This window comes from Leucobacter faecis (assembly GCF_054456635.2).
On record NZ_JBTJEP020000001.1, the window covers coordinates 252,578 to 269,464 of the forward strand.

14 protein-coding genes are annotated in these 16,887 nt (G+C 64.0%); 5 read left to right on the forward strand and 9 right to left on the reverse strand.

Annotated elements, in window-relative coordinates; all coding sequences use genetic code 11:
- Window positions 1-69: 69 nt before the first annotated feature.
- Window positions 70-684 carry a TetR/AcrR family transcriptional regulator gene (locus tag ACXR2T_RS01165; protein ID WP_458838027.1) on the forward strand — a complete coding sequence of 205 codons (615 nt, stop codon included), beginning with the start codon at window positions 70-72 and terminating at the stop codon, window positions 682-684.
- 156 nt (window positions 685-840) lie between these two features.
- Here the strand turns inward: ACXR2T_RS01165 and hpaD are convergent, their stop codons facing one another.
- The 6 genes from hpaD to ACXR2T_RS01195 form a co-directional block, all read right to left on the reverse strand.
- Complete coding sequence (gene hpaD, locus ACXR2T_RS01170; RefSeq protein WP_458815133.1) at window positions 841-1,983, reverse strand: 3,4-dihydroxyphenylacetate 2,3-dioxygenase; 1,143 nt, start codon at window positions 1,981-1,983, stop codon at window positions 841-843.
- Window positions 1,984-2,055: 72 nt separating this feature from the next.
- Window positions 2,056-3,573: an aldehyde dehydrogenase gene (locus tag ACXR2T_RS01175; RefSeq protein WP_458815135.1), complete on the reverse strand. Its 1,518-nt coding sequence runs from the start codon at window positions 3,571-3,573 to the stop codon at window positions 2,056-2,058.
- 74 nt (window positions 3,574-3,647) lie between these two features.
- Window positions 3,648-4,322, reverse strand: a complete 675-nt coding sequence (locus tag ACXR2T_RS01180; protein WP_458838026.1) for a GntR family transcriptional regulator — start codon at window positions 4,320-4,322, stop codon at window positions 3,648-3,650.
- A gap of 3 nt (window positions 4,323-4,325) precedes the next feature.
- Entirely contained in the window at window positions 4,326-5,819 is a 1,494-nt protein-coding gene (locus tag ACXR2T_RS01185; protein WP_458838025.1) for a fumarylacetoacetate hydrolase family protein, read from the reverse strand.
- A 542-nt stretch (window positions 5,820-6,361) separates the two neighbouring features.
- Entirely contained in the window at window positions 6,362-7,186 is an 825-nt protein-coding gene (locus ACXR2T_RS01190) for an HpcH/HpaI aldolase family protein (protein WP_458838024.1), read from the reverse strand.
- Window positions 7,171-7,956, reverse strand: a complete 786-nt coding sequence (locus ACXR2T_RS01195; protein WP_458815145.1) for a fumarylacetoacetate hydrolase family protein — start codon at window positions 7,954-7,956, stop codon at window positions 7,171-7,173. Before ACXR2T_RS01195 ends, ACXR2T_RS01190 begins: the two co-directional genes overlap by 16 nt.
- Before the next feature lie 253 nt (window positions 7,957-8,209).
- On the opposite strand from ACXR2T_RS01195, the gene ACXR2T_RS01200 reads away from it, so the two are divergent.
- The 4 genes from ACXR2T_RS01200 to ACXR2T_RS01215 all read left to right on the forward strand — a co-directional run bounded on the left by ACXR2T_RS01200 (window position 8,210) and on the right by ACXR2T_RS01215 (window position 13,474).
- Window positions 8,210-9,751: an ABC transporter substrate-binding protein gene (locus tag ACXR2T_RS01200; RefSeq protein ID WP_458815147.1), complete on the forward strand. Its 1,542-nt coding sequence runs from the start codon at window positions 8,210-8,212 to the stop codon at window positions 9,749-9,751.
- A gap of 86 nt (window positions 9,752-9,837) precedes the next feature.
- Window positions 9,838-10,779 (forward strand): ABC transporter permease, encoded by a 942-nt coding sequence (locus ACXR2T_RS01205; protein ID WP_458815149.1) that lies wholly within the window; start codon window positions 9,838-9,840, stop codon window positions 10,777-10,779.
- Entirely contained in the window at window positions 10,776-12,638 is a 1,863-nt protein-coding gene (locus tag ACXR2T_RS01210) for a dipeptide/oligopeptide/nickel ABC transporter permease/ATP-binding protein (protein WP_458838023.1), read from the forward strand. Before ACXR2T_RS01205 ends, ACXR2T_RS01210 begins: the two co-directional genes overlap by 4 nt.
- Window positions 12,635-13,474, forward strand: coding sequence for an ABC transporter ATP-binding protein (locus ACXR2T_RS01215; RefSeq protein ID WP_458815153.1), 840 nt, complete (start codon window positions 12,635-12,637; stop codon window positions 13,472-13,474). Before ACXR2T_RS01210 ends, ACXR2T_RS01215 begins: the two co-directional genes overlap by 4 nt.
- A 152-nt stretch (window positions 13,475-13,626) precedes the next feature.
- On the opposite strand, the gene ACXR2T_RS01220 is transcribed toward ACXR2T_RS01215, so the two are convergent.
- From ACXR2T_RS01220 to ACXR2T_RS01230, 3 genes are all read right to left on the reverse strand, one after another.
- Entirely contained in the window at window positions 13,627-14,247 is a 621-nt protein-coding gene (locus ACXR2T_RS01220; RefSeq protein ID WP_458838022.1) for a hypothetical protein, read from the reverse strand.
- A 755-nt stretch (window positions 14,248-15,002) separates the two neighbouring features.
- Window positions 15,003-15,353: a nuclear transport factor 2 family protein gene (locus ACXR2T_RS01225; RefSeq protein ID WP_458815160.1), complete on the reverse strand. Its 351-nt coding sequence runs from the start codon at window positions 15,351-15,353 to the stop codon at window positions 15,003-15,005.
- Between the two features lie 55 nt (window positions 15,354-15,408).
- Window positions 15,409-16,821, reverse strand: coding sequence for an aldehyde dehydrogenase family protein (locus ACXR2T_RS01230; protein WP_458838021.1), 1,413 nt, complete (start codon window positions 16,819-16,821; stop codon window positions 15,409-15,411).
- Window positions 16,822-16,887 lie beyond the last annotated feature (66 nt).

A 16,887-nucleotide genomic window follows, 5' to 3' on the forward strand; every position in this document is an offset into this window, starting at 1 on the left:
TGTTGTATAGGTTGGACTGTTGTTTAAACAAAAGGATTGTATTGTTGCGCCATCCCATAAGCTGGGGGCATGAACGTGACCGCGCGACGCCGCCTCGAACGACGTGAAGACATTATTCGGGCGTTCTGGCGCGTCGCGCGGTCACGGCCGAAGCGTGGAGTGAATGTGCGCGCGGTCGCGGCAGAGGCCGACATGAGTCCGGCAAACGTGCTGCACTATTTTGCGACGCTCGATGAACTGCAGATGACGGCGATTGCGGGCGCGATGAACGAGTTCAGTGAACTGCGGCAGCAGATTCTCGATCGCGCCGAAAGCGCGGCGGCTCGCATCGCAGCAATGATTGACGCTGGTGTGCCCGACGAAATCAGCGACGAACTGCGTCACGTATACGAGAGCGTCGCGATTCTGGCCGAGCACCCGCAATACCAACCTGCCCACCGCGCGCTTACCGAGCGGCAGATCATGCTCTACCGCACGCTCATCGAGATCGGCGCAGGCACGGGGGAGTTCGTGCTCGGCTCGCCACCAGCGATCATCGCGCGCAACCTGGTCGCGCTCGAGGACGCCTATGACCTGTATCCGCTCGTCGGCGACACGACTCCCCGTGAGGTGTGCCGTGCCTCGGTGCGCAGCTACGCGGAGCTCGCCCTGGGCATCGAACTTCCGACCGCCGCCTCCGTGTAGAAAATATGCGCGAGCAATTCCGCTTTACGCTCGTTCATAAGCGGAATTACTCGCGCATATTTTGCGCGGGCTGCCCAGCGGGCGCGAAAAATCCCCGGGGTGCGAAGCACCCCGGGGATTGATCCGGATCAAAAGCAGCCTCAGGCTGCCAAGAACCTAGAGCGTGTTGCCGAGCTTGAAGCCCTTCTCGCCCTCTTCGTCACGCGTGTATGAGAAGCCGTCGGCGCCGATCGTGACAGCCATTTCGGAGTCGTGCTCGCGAGCGATGACGGGCTGGGGGTTGCCGTCGAGGTCGAGCACGAGCGAGCCGTCCGTGTACCACGAGGGTACGACGGGGTTGCCCCACCAGTCGCGGCGCTGGTTGTCGTGCACGTCCCAGGTGACGACCGGGTTGTCGGGATCGCCCGTGTAGTAGTCCTGGGTGTAGACCTCGACGCGGTGGCCATCGGGATCGCGCAGGTACAGGTAGAACGCGTTCGAGACACCGTGACGGCCAGGTCCCCGCTCGATGCTGTCCGACTTGCGCAGCGCGCCGAGCTTGTCGCAGATCGCGAGAATGTTGTGCTTCTCGTGGGTCGCGAAGCAGACGTGGTGCATGCGGGGGCCGTCGCCGCCCGTCATGGCCGTGTCGTGCACGGTGGGCTTGCGGCGCATCCACGCGGCGTAGACCGTGCCATCGTTGTCCTGAATGTCCTCAGTGACGCGGAAGCCCAGGTTCTGCATGTAGCCGACAGCGCGGGGCACGTCGGGCGTAATCTGGTTGAAGTGGTCGAGGCGCACGAGCTCGCCGGGAATATGCAGGTCGTAGCGCCACGACATGCGCTCGGTGTGCTCGGTCTGGTAGAAGAACTCGTACGGGAAGCCGAGCGGGTCGACAACGCGCACCGAGTCACCGATGCCCTTCACGAAGCCGTTCGGGTTGCGGCGCACTTCGCAGCCGAGCTCCTCGAAGAAGGCGACAGCCTTGTCGAGGTCCTCGGGGGTGCGCACGCGGTACGAGAACGCAGCCACCGCGGCGACCGGGCCCTTGCGCAGCACGAGGTTGTGGTGAATGAACTCCTCGGTCGAGCGGAGGTAGATTGCCTCGTCGTCCTCGGTGGTCACGTACAGGCCGAGCACGTCGACGTAGAACTCGCGCGACGCAGCGAGGTCGGTGACGATGAGCTCCATGTAGGCGCAGCGGAGGATGTCGGGTGCCTCGCTGGTAGCCGTGGGGATCGGGTTAGGGGCCTCGATAGGGGCCTCCTTTGTGACCCAGAAACCCGCAGACTGCTTGTCTTCTTCGTTGAGCTTTGACATGGTGTTCGCTTCCTTGCGTTCTAACTTGGGGGGATCGAGAAAAGTGTTAGACGGTCTTGTTAGACGGTCTTGTTAGACGGTCTTGCCTGCGGCTTCGACGCCCGCGCCGAAGCGGGGGCTGTGGGCCTCATTCAGGGTGATCTGGATCGACTGTGCGGTCGTGTAGAAATCGACCGATCGGTAGCCACCCTCGCGGCCGAGGCCCGAAGCCTTCACGCCGCCGAACGGGGTACGCAGGTCGCGCACGTTGTTCGAGTTGAGCCACACCATGCCTGACTCGATGCCGTGAGCGAAGTTGTGTGCGCGCTTGAGGTTCGTGGTCCACACGTAGGCCGCGAGGCCGTACTTTGTGTCGTTTGCGAGCTTCAGTGCTTCTTCGTCTGAGTCGAACGGGGTGATCGAAACGACGGGGCCGAAGATCTCTTCCTGGAAGATACGCGCGTCAGACTTCACGTCTGCGAACACGGTGGGAGCCACGTAGTTGCCCTCGGGGAAGCCCTCGGGGCGACCGCCGCCGGCGACGAGGCGACCCTCGCTCTTGCCGATCTCGACGTAGCTCATGACCTTCTCGAAGTGGCTCTCGTGCACGAGTGCGCCGACCTCGGTAGCCGGGTCGCTGGGCAGGCCGACGACAATGTTCTTGGCACGCTCTGCGTACCGGGCGACAAAGTCGTCGTAGATCGAACGCTCGACGAGCACGCGGCTGCCCGCGGTGCAGCGCTCACCGTTCAGGCTGAAGACGCTGAATACGGTCGCGTCGAGCGCCTCTTCAATGTCGGCGTCAGCGAAGACCACCGAGGGGCTCTTGCCGCCGAGCTCGAGCGAAAGGCCCTTGAGGTAGGGAGCAGCGTTCGTTGAGATCATGGCACCCGTTGAGCTGTCGCCCGTGAACGAGATGAGTGGCACATCGGGGTGCTTCACAAGCGCATCGCCAGCGACGCCGCCCGAGCCGAGGATCAGGTTGAACACGCCCTCGGGCACGCCAGCCTCACGGAAGATCTCGGGCCACAGCACAGCCGACAGCGGGGTGTAGCTCGCGGGCTTCAGCACGACGGTGTTGCCCGTCGCAATGGCGGGAGCAAGCTTCCAGGACTCCTGCATGAACGGAACGTTCCAGGGAGTGATGAGGCCCGCGACGCCCTTGGGCTTGCGGTTCACGTAGTTGATCTGGCGGCCGGGCACCTTGGTGACGTTGTCGTGCTCGGCAACGATGAGGTCGGCAAAGAAGCGGAAGTTCTCGGCTGCGCGGCGCGCCTGGCCCTTGGCCTGCGTGATCGGCAGACCCGAGTCCCAGCTCTCAAGCAGCGCGAGCTGCTCGTCGCGCGACTCGACGATGTCTGCCACGCGGTGCAGAATGCGTGAGCGCTCGCGCGGCAGCATCGTGGGCCAGGGGCCCTCGTCAAACGCGCGCTTGGCAGCAGCGACCGCACGGTCTACGTCTACCTTGCCGGCGGCTGCGGCCTTGATGTAGACCTCGTTCGTGACGGGGTCGACCACGTCGAACTGGGCGCCATCAGCGGCATCGACGAACTCGCCGTCGATGAACAGCTGCAGCTTCTCGGGAAGGCCCTCGGGCTTTACGTGAGTCATGATTACTCCTTCGTTGGGTAACTTTTGTTCGGTGAAATTGATAAGTCTTGAGAGGGTAGCTGGGTGTGCAGTGATTATGCGGGGCGCAACTGCGGGTGATCGTGCGCGTCTTGGTGGGCGAGCACCGCGTTGAGCGTGGCCGTGCGGTGCTCGCGCGCCGTGAGCTCAATCTCAACCGGATCTGCGCCGGCCTCGATCAGGTCGAGGAGCTTGTCGTGCTCGCGCACTGACTCGCTCGCACGCCCCGGCACGAAACTGAACGACGAGTTGCGCAGTACGTTCATGCGGTTCCAGCCCCTGTGCACCAGCTCAAGAATGTGCGGGTTGGGGCAGGTCTCGAACAGCACACTGTGAAAATCGAGGTTCAGTGCGGTGAAAGCTTGAGGATCAAACATGGTGAGTGACTCGCGCATGGTCTGGTTGATCTCGCGCGCACGGCGAATCTGATCGGGCGTAATGTGGGGCGCGGCAAGCCCTGTCGCTGAGCCTTCAACGACCGCGAGGGTCTGCATGGTGTGCAGATACTCTGTCTCCTTGATGAGTGAGACCTGCGCGCCCACATTGCGTTCGAATGTAACAAACTGCTCGGCTTCCAAGCGCCGGATCGCCTCGCGCACCGGCACGACCGACATCTCGAGTTCTGCCGCAATGGGGGCCAGTACGAGCCGGTAGCCCGGCACGTACTGGCCGCTGTCAATGCGACCCCGGATCAGGCGGTATGCCCGCTCTGACTTGGACTCCGCAGCCATGATTTAGGCCTGGTCTGCCTGTGCCGCGAGCTCAGCGTCGTAGCGCGCACGCCACTTCGCGTTCATGGGGAAGAGACCGTCTACCGCCGCGCCCTCGGCGACGCGAGCGGCCACCCATTCGTCCTGCTTCTCTTGTGCGGCGGCCTCTGCCGCAACCTCTGCGAGCAAGAACGGCGGAATCACGATGACGCCGTCACGGTCGCCCATGATCACGTCGCCGGGCTGCACCGCAGCGCCGCCGCAGGCGATCGTGACGTCGGTCTCCCACGGCACGTGCTTGCGGCCGAGCACACTCGGGTGCGCGCCCTGCGAAAAGACGGGAATGTCGAACTCCTGCACGGCTGCGTAGTCGCGCACACCTCCGTCGGTAACGACACCCGCCGCGCCGCGCACCTGGGCGCGCAGTGCCAGCACGTCACCGACGGTGCCGGTGCCGCGTTCGCCGCGAGCCTCGACCACGAGTACCTCGCCCGGGTTGACCGTGTCGAACGCGCGCTTCTGGGCGTTGAACCCGGGGGCGTGTGACTTGAAGAGGTCGGGGCGGAACGGGATCATGCGCAGAGTCTTGGCCGTGCCAAGGATGCGGTCACCCTCGTGGTTCGGGTGCACACCGTCGATGAAAATATCGACGTATCCGCGCTTGCGCAGCGATGCCGAGACAGTTGCGACGGCGACGTTCGCGAGCAGTGCGCGAACCTCATCGTTCAGGGGATGGGGGGCAGCATCGAGCGGGGTTGCGCGGCCGGCCGCGACGGCTGCCGCGTGCTCGTCTTCGCTGCCCCAGGCTTCGATGCGCTGCAGGTCGGTGGCCTTGGGGGTGTTACCAAAAGCGCCAAACTCGTTGGTGCCCTGCGTGACGGTGGTCACCAGGCGGCCCGTGGTGGGTGCACCCGCCGCGTTCGGGGCGTCAACCTCAATCTCGACGACGTCGCCGGGGTTGACGACAGACGAGCCTGCAGGGGTGCCGGTGAGGATCACGTCACCCTTCTCGAGCGTGAAGTGCTGAGACAGGTCTGCGACGAGCTGGCCGAAGCTGAACTTGAGCGTCTCGGTCGTGTCCTCCTGTGCCAGTGCACCGTTGACCCAGGTGCGCACGCGCCACTCGCCCTCACCAATTCCCTCTGTTGAGATGGCCTTGGGACCGATGGGGGTGAAGCCGTCGCCGCCCTTGTTGCGTACGTTCGAGCCCTTGTCGGCTGCGCGCAGATCGTAGATGCCAAAGTCATTGGCGGCGGTGACGCTTGCTACGTGCTTCCAGCCGTCTTCGGGGGAAACCCAGCGGGCGGGCTCACCGATGACGAGTGCGATCTCGCCCTCGAAAGCGAGCAGCTCGGTGCCGGCGGGGCGCTCGATGCTGCCACCGGTGGCAGCGAGCGAAGAAGCTGGCTTGAAGAAGTAGGAGGGAAACTCGGGGGCCCGGCCGCGCTGTTGCATGCGCGAGGGGTAATTGAGATGGACGGCAATGATTTTGCCCGGAGTGTCGATTCCGTAAGTCATAGCTACCTCACTTCGTTGTTGTATTTCAAATGATATACGATCTGGTGGCGTTTGTCACGCGCAGTTTTCGGGGCTCCGAGTGGGCGTGGTCCGTTTTAATCCCGTCACCCTGCGCGAGCTCACCCCATGTCACCCTGCGCGAGCTTGTCCAGCCTCCCGTCACCCTGCGCGGGCTCACCCATGTCACCCTGCGCGAGCTTGCGAGTCGCAGGGTCCACCTCCGGTCGACACGGAGCTCGGTGCGGTGCAGTGAATTTGCACTCGTGCAGGAGATCAGCACTCCTGCAGGACTAAAACCAGGTTTTGATCCTGCAGGAGTGCTGATCTCCTGCGTGAGTGCAACTGTAGGTCGCGTGGATGCTGCGATCGACTCCGTCGCCGCAGCATGACGGCAGTGGTAAGGCGAACCCTTCCTTGTCACCCTGCGCGACGAAGGAGTCGCTGGGGCCAGTCGTGTGGATGCTGCGACGCGCTTCGCTCGCGCAGCATGACGGGGGAGGGAGTATTCCCGCAGCATGACAGGGGAGGAGGCTCGCGCGCGGCTAGTAGCTTGCGCGGGGGGTGGCTGATCCGGAGCCAGAGGCCGTGAAGCGGTCGACCAGAGCCTCGGTTTGACGCGCGAGGATCGCGACATCGGCGCCGATGGCGACGAACGAGGCGCCAGCTGCGATGTAGCGCTCGGCGTCGGCCGGCACGAAGGCGTTGACGCCCACGGGCTTGCCTGCCGCGCGGCCCGCCTCGATCGCGCGCAGCACGTTCGCGACCACGTCGGGGTGGTTCTGCTGGCCGAGCAGCCCCATCGAGGCCGCGAGGTCGGAGGGGCCGACGAAGATCGCGTCGACACCGTCGGTGGCGACGATTTCTTCGACATTGCGTACAGCTTCGGCCGACTCGATCTGCACGGTCAGGCTGATCGTGTCGCGGGCGCGACCGAGGTAGCCCTCGACGCGGTTCCAGCGGGCCGAGCGGGCGAGCGCTGAGCCTACGCCGCGCACTCCGCCGCCCTGGCCGTCGGGGTAGCTGACCGCGCGCACGATCTCGCGCGCCTGCGCCGCCGTGTCGACCATGGGAATAAGCAGGTTCTGTGCGCCGAGATCAAGAAACTGCTTGATCGTGACGGTGTCGCCAAACGGTGGGCGCACGACCGGCGCGACCGGGTACGCCGACATCGCGTGCAGTTGAGCCAGCACCGACTCGAGCCCGTTGGGGGAGTGCTCTGCGTCAAGCAGCACCCAATCGCAGCCGCTTCCAGCCACAATTTCGGCGGTGACGGCGCTGCCGGCGCAGGCCCACAGCCCGATGAGTGGGCGATCGCTCTTGTCGAGACGCGCGCGCAGCGTGTCGGGGAGGGTTAGATGAACCGGCACGTGACGCTCCCGAGCTCGTTGTAGTCGGCGTGCACCGTGTCGCCGCGCTCAACCCACATGGGCTTCGTGAACGAGCCCGCGAGAATGATCTCACCGGCATCGAGCGACTGGCCGTGCTGGGCGAGCTTGTTTGCGAGCCACGCGACACCGAGCGCAGGGTGGCCGAGCACCGCGCCCGCGACACCCGAGTCTTCGATGCCCTCGTTGCGGTAGAGCAGCGCCTTCGCCCAGGTGAGGTCGATGTCGTCGACCTTGACCGGGCGGCCACCGATCACCATGGCGCCCATGGCAGCGTTGTCACTGATCGTGTCGACGATCGTGCGGCCCTCGAGCTCGAGGTGCGAGTTGAGCACCTCGAGGGCGGGCACGACGTACGCGGTCGCGTCGAGAACATCGAACAGTGTCACATTGGGGCCGGTGAGGGGCTTCGAGAGCACGAACGCGAGCTCAACCTCGATGCGCACGTTCGAGAAACGATCGAATTCGAGCACCGAGCCCGATTCGTAAACCATGTCGTCGTGAATCACGCCGTAGTCGGGCTCTGAGATGCCTGTGGCAACCTGCATCACCTTGGAGGTGAGGCCGATCTTGTGGCCGACGAGGCGCGCGCCCTGGGCGATGCGACGATCTGACCATTCCTTCTGAATGGCGTAGGAGTCTTCGATCTGCATGCCGGGGTAGCGGCTGGTGAGTTTGGGCAGGATCGTGCGATCCTTGTCTGCCTGCACTAGTTCGTCGGCGATCGCTGCGATCTGGGATTGATTGAGCACGTGTTCTCCACTTCAATGGGGGCGTGATGCGATCGTATACGATCCGCAAGAGACTTGCCAGCCGGTCTGTTTCTAATTTGTTACACAAAATGGAGTTGTGCTTATTGTCAACGTGCGTAGAATGAAAACCGACGACACGTTGAAGTGACGTACAACCCGCGGGTGAACAACGGACAGTTCACGTTGCATGGTGGCACTGACAACAACGAGGTCTTCACCCAAAACCCATGTCCCGGAATCGAGAGAAGTAGACATGAAGAAAACACTTACGAGCGTCGCGGCCCTCGCCGCAGCAGCGCTCGCTCTGACCGCCTGCTCTGGCGGTGGCGGGGATGCAGCCAGCGGCAGCGATGAGGCCGCCGGCGGAGTCAAGCCCCTCAGCATCGGCAACTTCCTCGACGTCACGTCGTGGGACCCGTCGCTCGCTGACGTCGGGTTCGATGGCCCGTACCTCTCGGCGATCTACGATCCGCTGCTCGCGATCGACGAGAACGGCCAGCCGCTGCCCGCCCTCGCCACCGAGTGGGAGGTCTCAGACGACTTCAAGACCATCACCATGGATCTTCGCAGCGACGCGAAGTTCTCTGACGGTGCTGCGTTCGATGCCGACGCCGCAGTGAAGAGCCTCGAGTACCTGCAGGCGGGTGCACGCTCGCAGGAGGCGTACCGCAACGTCGATAGCTTCGAGGCCGTCGACGAAGACACCATCGCGATCAACCTCACGCAGCGCGACGACACGATCCTGTACTACATGGGCCTCGGCCGTAGCTACATGATGTCGCCCGACGCAATCGATGCGGGCACGCTGGCAGAGACGCCGGTCGGCTCGGGCCCCTACACCCTCGGCGACGACTCGATCCCCGGCGCCGAGTACCACTTCGCTAAGGTCGCAGACCACTGGGCAAGCGACGACTTCCCGTTCGACCCGCTCACGGTGAGCCCGCTGTCTGACGCGACGGCAATGCTCAACGGCATGGAGAGCAACCAGTTCAACCTCATCTACGCTGACAAGACGGCCATGGACATGGCTCCGGATCAGGGTTGGAATGTTGCAACCGGGCTCTCGATGTGGGTTGGTCTCGAGTTCAGTGACCGCATCGGTGCCACCGAAATGGGCAAGCCGCTCGGCGACCTGAAGGTGCGCCAGGCGCTCAACTACGCGTTTAACGGCCCCGAGATGGTCGAGACGATCGCTCAGGGCGTCGGCGAGGCCACCAACCAGGTGTTCCCCGTGGGCACCGCAGGCTACGTCGAGTCGCTCACCGACCTCTACCCCGCGAACATCGAGAAGGCGAAGGAGCTGCTGGCAGAAGCAGGCTACGCTGATGGCTTCGATGTCACGATGCCGATGGCACCCCCGTTCCAGCCCTACCAGGCGATCGTCGACCAGACGTTCAAGGAGCTCGGCATCGGTCTCACCTGGAAGGAGACCGACTTCATGCAGTACATGTCGGTTGCTCCCGACTACCCGATGTTCATCGGCGTGATTGCGATGGACTCGAACCCGATGGCCACCATTGAGCGTCAGATTTCTCAGCCCCAGTGGTACAACCCGAACCCGAGCCTCGACTCGTTCCCCGAGGTTGCAGCTCAGCTCGACGTCGTGAAGACCGCAGAGCCGGGTGACGCGCAGACCAAGGAGATTGAGAAGCTCAACACCCTCGTCACCGAGAACGCGTTCTTCTCGGTCTGGGCACAGTCGGTGAACACATACGTTTCGTCGAGTGACTTCACCGTCACCCCGATCACCGGCATGATGTTCCCGACGCTGCGTCAGATCGACCTCGCGGGCTAACCGCGAGCGGTCACCACTTCGAAAGGGGCCCCGCGCACGCGGGGTCCCTTTCACACCACCCCCAATGATCGGACACCGGAGTCTTCATGCTCACCTTTACCCTGAAGCGGTTGCTTTCGGGAGTGATCTTGCTGTTCGTCGTAGCGACCGGCACGTTCTTCCTCGCGCACACCGCCATCCCTGACCCAACACTCGGCTTGCTGGGAAGCGCAGCGACCCCCGAATCGCAAGCCATTCTCGCCGAGAAAATCGGCACTGACCGGCCGCTGCTCGTGCAGTTCGGTGACTGGTTTGCAAACCTGCTTCGGGGCGACTTCGGTGTCTCTTGGAAGAACTTCCAGCCGGTGGGCAAGCAGCTTGCGCTGAAGCTCCCCGTCACCCTGTCGGTTGTGACCGTTTCGATTCTGCTCTCGGCGGTTCTCGGAGCGATCTTCGGTATCGCGGCGGGCCTGCGCCCCGGCACCTGGATCGACAAGCTCGTCAAAGCGGGCTCGGTGATCCTTTTCGCGCTGCCCGGCTTCTGGGTTGCCCTTGTGCTCGTCATGACGTTCGCGGTTCAGCTGCGCATGTTCCCCGCAGTGGGCTACGTGCAGCCGAGTCAGTCGGTCGCCGGCTGGCTGCAGTCCATCACCCTCCCCGCCATCGCTCTCGCGCTGGGCGCGGTCGTGATGATCGCCGAACAGCTGCGCAACGCCATCATTCAGGCCGACACCCAGGACTACGTGCGCACCCTGCGCAGCCGTGGACTGCCCGGTCACCGTATCGTGATGCACCTGCTGCGCAACGCGGCTCCCGCGTCACTCACGATCCTCGCGCTGATGTTTGTTGGCCTGCTTTCAGGCGCCATCATTGTTGAGCAGATCTTCGCACTGCCCGGCATCGGCCCGATGACACAGTCCTCCTCGCAAAACGGCGACATTCCGATGCTGCTCGGAATCACCGTGATCACGGTCGTGTTCGTCGTCATCATTAACTTCTTGCTCGACGTTCTGCTCGGCTGGATCAACCCGAAGGCGCGTGTGAAATGACCTCTCCGCTCACCGATAACATCGAACCGCAGACGGTGGATTCGCGCGCGGGTAAGCGCCACTCCCTGTTCGGTCGACTGATCAGAAAGCCTGCCGGCGCGATCTCGCTCTCGGTTCTGGCTCTCGTGGTGCTCGTGGGCGTCTTCGCGCCCTGGCTGTCGCCCTTCGACCCCAACTTCGTTGACCTCGCGATTACGCGCGCGGCCCCCAGCGCTGAGCACTGGCTTGGCGGCGACACCACCGGCCGCGACATCGCCAGCCGGCTGATCTGGGGAACGCAGATTACCCTGTGGGGTGCGCTCGTCGCCATCGTTACGGCGCTCGTGATCGGCGTACCTTCGGGCCTCTCTGCCGGCTACTACGGCGGCAAGCTCGACCGCATCACCACGTGGATCAGCGATGGCCTGCAGTCGATCCCCGGCATGGTGATCCTGCTGATTGTGGGCGCGAACACGGGCAACAACTTCAACATTCTGATGGTCACCGTCGGTGTTTTCATGGCGCCCGGCTACTTCCGTCTCACGCGCTCCACCGTGCTTGCGGTGCGCAGCGAAGCCTATGTTGACGCTGCCCGGGTATCGGGCCTGTCGAATGCCCGCATCATGACCCGCCACGTGATTCGCCAGGTCACCGCCCCCATCGTGATCCAGTCGGCGCTGACCGCCGGCATGGCGATGGGCATGCAGGCAGGCCTGCAGTTCCTCGGCATCGGCGGCGGCACGACCCCCGGCTGGGGCGCCTCGATGAACGAGGGCTTCCGCGTCATGCGCACCGACCCGCTACTGCTGCTGTGGCCGTCGCTCGCGCTCGGCATCACGATCGCTGCCCTCGCGGTGCTCGGCTCGGCGCTCGCTGACACGATCAGCGTCAAGACCGTCGCCCTGTCACCGCGCGCACGCCGCAAGATCAACGCGCAAAACGCGAACAAGCGGCCGATCGGCGCAACGACCACCACGACCGGATCAATCTCGGTCGCCGCCGTCGACTCCGCTGTACGGCTTGAGAACCTGCGCGTCAACTACGAGACGCCCGAGGGAGAGGTCGAGGTGGTGCACGGCATCACGCTCGACGTCGCTCCGGGCGAGGTGCTCGGCATCGTCGGTGAATCCGGATCAGGTAAGTCGCAGACGGTGTTCTCGATGCTCGACCTGTTGCCCAAGTCGGGCTACTACACCGCCGACGCGATCTGGATCGGTGGCGAGGACGTGACCACGCTGTCCAAGCGCGACCGCGCCCAGCTGCTTGGACACGAAATCGGTTACATTCCGCAGGAGCCGATGAGTAACCTCGACCCGTCGTACACGATCGGGTTTCAGCTCATCGAACCGCTGCGCGCCGTGCACGGCATGTCAAAGGCAGACGCGAAAGAGCGCGCGCTCGCGATGCTCGACCGCGTGGGTATCGTCGACCCGCAGCGTGTGATGAAGTCGTACCCGCACGAGCTGTCGGGCGGTATGGCGCAGCGCGTGCTGATCGCCGGAGCGATCGCGGGTAAGCCCTCGGTACTCGTCGCCGACGAGCCGACCACGGCACTCGACGTGACGGTGCAGGCCGAGGTGCTCGAACTGCTGCGTGAGCTGCAAAACGAGTACCAGATGGCACTCGTCATCGTGACCCACAACTTCGGTGTAGTGGCAGATATCTGTGACCGCGTCGTCGTTATGCGATCCGGATCGATCGTTGAGATTGATGACGTCGGCCCGATCTTCGAATCGCCCGAGAATGATTACACCCGCGAGCTGATCGCGGCATCGCTCGACGGTGCGGCGAGCCGCACCGAGCTGGACGCAGAGGCAGTCGAGGGGACAACCGAGGGTGCTGCCGCGGGCAGCGCAGCGGTGAAGGAGGAAGTGCGATGAGCGAATTTGCACCGCTGTTGCGGGCTGAGAACGTAGTCGTTGAGTACGGTACGAAGCGCAAACCCAACCGGGTGCTGCACGAGGTGTCGCTCGAGGTGGGGGCTGGCGAGTGCGTGGGCCTCGTGGGCGAATCGGGCTCGGGTAAGTCGACGCTCGGCAAGGCCGTGCTCGGTCTGGTGCCGGTCGCAGGCGGCAAGATCACGTTCGACGGGCGCGACATCACTCACCTGAAGGGCAAGGCGCGGCGTGATTTGGCGTCTGACATTCAGGTCGTGTTTCAAGACCCCTACGGTTCGCTGAACCCGCAGATGCGCATCGGTGAGATCCTCGCCGAGCCGCTGTCGACCGCGGGCATGGATCGCGCCGCGGCACGCAGCGTTGTGGGCGAGATGCTCGAGCGCGTCAACCTCCCGGCGAATGTGATCGACCGGTACCCGAGCGAGTTCTCGGGAGGTCAGCGGCAGCGCATTGCGATCGCGCGTGCGCTCGTGCGCAAGCCGCGCCTCATCATCTGTGATGAGCCGGTGAGTGCGCTCGACTTGACCACACAGGCCACCGTGCTCGACCTGCTGATTGATCTGCAGCGCGAGACGGGGGTGTCGTACCTGTTCGTCTCGCACGACCTGGGGGTGGTGCGCAGCATCTGCCATCGGGTCGCCGTGATGTACCGCGGCAACCTGGTTGAGGTCGGCGACGGCGACGCGGTGACGCGTAACCCGCAGCACCCGTACAGCCAACGACTGCTCGCGGCATCGCCGGTCGCTGACCCGGTACTGCAAGCGTCGCGCCGGGCTGAGTGGCTCGCGCTGCGCGAGCGGCAGGCAGCGACCGCGTAGCTGATCGCTTACGGACTGGGGCGCCTGGGCATTTGGGCTTGGGCTTGGGCTTGGGCTTGAGTGCTTGCGCGGTTGAGTTTTTGGCGGGCGGTGGCTCCTCTTATTTGAGGGCCACCGCCCGCTTACGTGTGTGCCTTCGACGATTTCTTTCGTCACGGCTGCATGAGCAGAAACTGGGCCAGCCGGCGGTCGAGGCTCGGTAACGGGCGTCCGAGGTGCGAGACACCGTAGTCAGTGCACATCTTTGCAAATGTGTCGCGCGTCTCAACTTCTGATGCGCCCCACCGCACACCGCGCGTGCGAGTGATGCCCTCGATGGCGTTTTGGCGCCGCTTCTCGGCGTACACAATATCGTCTGCGCTGCGGCCTTCGCGCAGCACTTCATCGGCATACTTCGCACGACCGTCACACTCGCCGAAGCGCTGTTGCCCGGGGAACCAGAAATCGATGTACCACCAGCGTCCGCCCGGGCTTTGCACGCGCTTCTGTAACTCGAAATCGATGCCCAACTGCAGCATGCGCAGCTTGCTGACGGACTCCAGCGGTGACGCAGAAGCGGGGTTCGCAAACTCGAGCAGCGCCCGCACCGCGAGATTGCCGGCGCTGCGCGGGGTCGCGCGCAGCACAGCCGAAAGTTCAGACTGCCAGTGTCGCCACGAGCTCACATCAATGACGTTGTTGATGCTGAATTCGTGATGCAGCATGTGGTCGACACACGCGAGCGCCACCACGAACGGCTCAGTTCGCGCGAGGGCCACGGCAGTTGAAACCATCCCCGTATGAGTGAACCGGTGGGTCGTCACTGTGTCGCTGGGCAGCGTTGCAGCGCGATGGCGACGCACTCCCGAGGAGGACCCACTGCTGTGCGGTGGAACAGTGAGCACATGAGGCGTAAGAGCAGCGCTCCCGACTGTGTGGGGTCCGTCGCGAGCTAAACGCCAAAGCCACTCAGACCATACCGGAGCATCGAAGAGCGTGGCCGCACTTCGGTGGGAGAACAGTAGTGGGCGGCTGGCTGCGTTTTGAGCGGCGATGAGTGAAACAAGTTGCCTTTGATCTTGGCGTAACGAATGCCAAGTGTCGCCGGCGACGTAGATGCCGGGTCGCACCCTCACCAACCTGCCCCGATGAGTGTGAGCACGCACGCTTGCCTCGGTGTGCCCGGTGCGCAAGAGCTCCTCCAGCTGCAGCAGTAGCGCCTCTGCCTCAGACAGAAATTTAGTGACGTCCACTGTTCTAGTTTTGCGGCATATCGTCTGCCGTGGGCGGCTGTAACGAATCTGTGGATAACTGGTGTGCTGATTCGGTTGTGAGCGTCTGTGCTGGCTGCGTGGCCACCTGCGCCTACGTGCGCGACCCGCGCCTATGGGATTGTGACGGTTTACGATGACGAAACCATAGGCGCCGGTCGCAACCATAGGCGTAGGTGGACCTGGTAGCGCGTGACGTGGGACGTAACGGAACAAAACAGCGGCCGCGTGCCCCCACAGAGAACGGGGGCACGCGGCCGCTGTGCTACTTACGAAACCTACACGGTGGTGAACACCTTGCTCGCGATACGCCACACGCCATCACGACGCACGAGGCCGAAGTGGTTACGGAAGCTCGCGCCCAAGAAGTTCTGCTCGTCAAGGATCGCGTGCGCAACGTCGCCCGTTACCTCGATGCCGTGAATCTGGTAGTCGTAGTCATCACCTGCGGGCTCTGCCGCGGCGATAACGTTAGCGGCAAAATCGGCGCCCGACTGCGTCACGTATGTGGGGCCGAGGTAGCCCCACATGATCGCGTTCTCGTCGAATGCGTCAGCGACAACAGCTGCATCGGCGGCCTTGCAGCCGTCAACGTACTTCTGAACCGCGGCCTGAACCTGGTCTTGCATGGGTAGTTCCTTTCGGGATCAATTCTGCGGCGAACACGCAGAACGACGGGGAGGGTTAGCCGCTGACGACCTGCGGCTCCGCGACAGCCTTGAGCCCGAGTGCACCAAACTCGCGGCCGTAACCCGACTGCTTGGCGCCGCCGAAGGGAATCATCGGGTGCAGGCCGCCGTGGGAGTTGATCCACACGGTGCCGGCCTCGAGGCGCGCAGCGATCTTGCGTGCCGCGTCACGATCCGACGACCACACCGACGCACCGAGACCCACGGTGAGTGAGTTCGCGAGCTCGATGACCTCGTCGAGGTCTGAGTAGCGCACGATCGGCAGCGCGGGGCCGAACTGCTCCTCGAGCACGAGCTCCTGCTGCGGGTCGATGTCGGCGATGAGCGTGGTGGGGTAGAAGTTGCCTACGGCCTCGCGGTCAGGGTTGCCACCGAGCACGACGCGTGCGCCCGAGGCCTTGGCCGACTCGACGAGGCGGTCGACGATGTCATACTGCGCGCGGTTCTGCAGCGGGCCGAGCACGTTCTGCTCGTCGAGGCCCACTCCCATCGGCACGGCTGCCGCCACCTTAGCGAGCTCTGACACGACCGCGTCGTACACCGAATCGTGCACGTACAGGCGCTTCAGCGCGGCACAGGTCTGGCCCGTGTTGATGAACGCGCCCCAGAAGAGGTCTTCTGCAATTGCGGCGGGGTCGACGTCGGGCAACACGATGCCCGCGTCGTTGCCACCGAGTTCGAGGGTGAGTCGCGTCACGTTCGGGGCCGAGGCTTCGATGATGCGCTTGCCGACAGGGGTCGATCCGGTGAACATGATCTTCGAGATCTTGGGGCTGCGCGTGAGCGCGTCGCCGACGACGCGACCCTCGCCCGCCACGATGTTGAGTACGCCCTCGGGCAGCACCTGGTTCATGACAGCGACGAGCGCGAGCACCGACAGCGTGGTCGTCTCGGCGGGCTTGATGACCACCGTGTTACCCATACGCAGCGACGGCGCGATCTGCCAGATCGAGATCATCATGGGCCAGTTCCACGGCGAGATCGCACCCACGACGCCCAGCGGGCGGTAGTGCATTTCGGCGTAGCCTGACTCGTCATCGACGAGCACCTCGACGGGCAGCGGAGTGTCTGCCGCAGCGCGGGTCCAAGCGACGCAACCGCCCACCTCGAAGCGGGCGTTGGGGCCGTTGAGCGGCTTGCCCTGCTCGCGTGACAGCAACTCGGCGAGCGCCTCTGACGAGGCCTCGATCGCGTCGGCCGCCTTGTGCAGGTACGCGATGCGCTCATCATCAGACAGCGCAGCCCACGACTTCTGGGTTGCCTCGGCCTTGTCGATTGCTGCCTCAAGCGCCGCGACGTTCTCGACCGGGGCGAGACCGATCAGCTCGCCCGTCGCCGGATCAATCACCTCGCGTGTCTCGCCGCCCTGGGCGACAACGGCTGCAAGCAAACTTTCGTAGGTATTCATGGTTCCTCCACTTCGAGACCGGTCGTTACGTTCAGCGTAAGCCCGGCCGAGACAGATTGGGTTGTC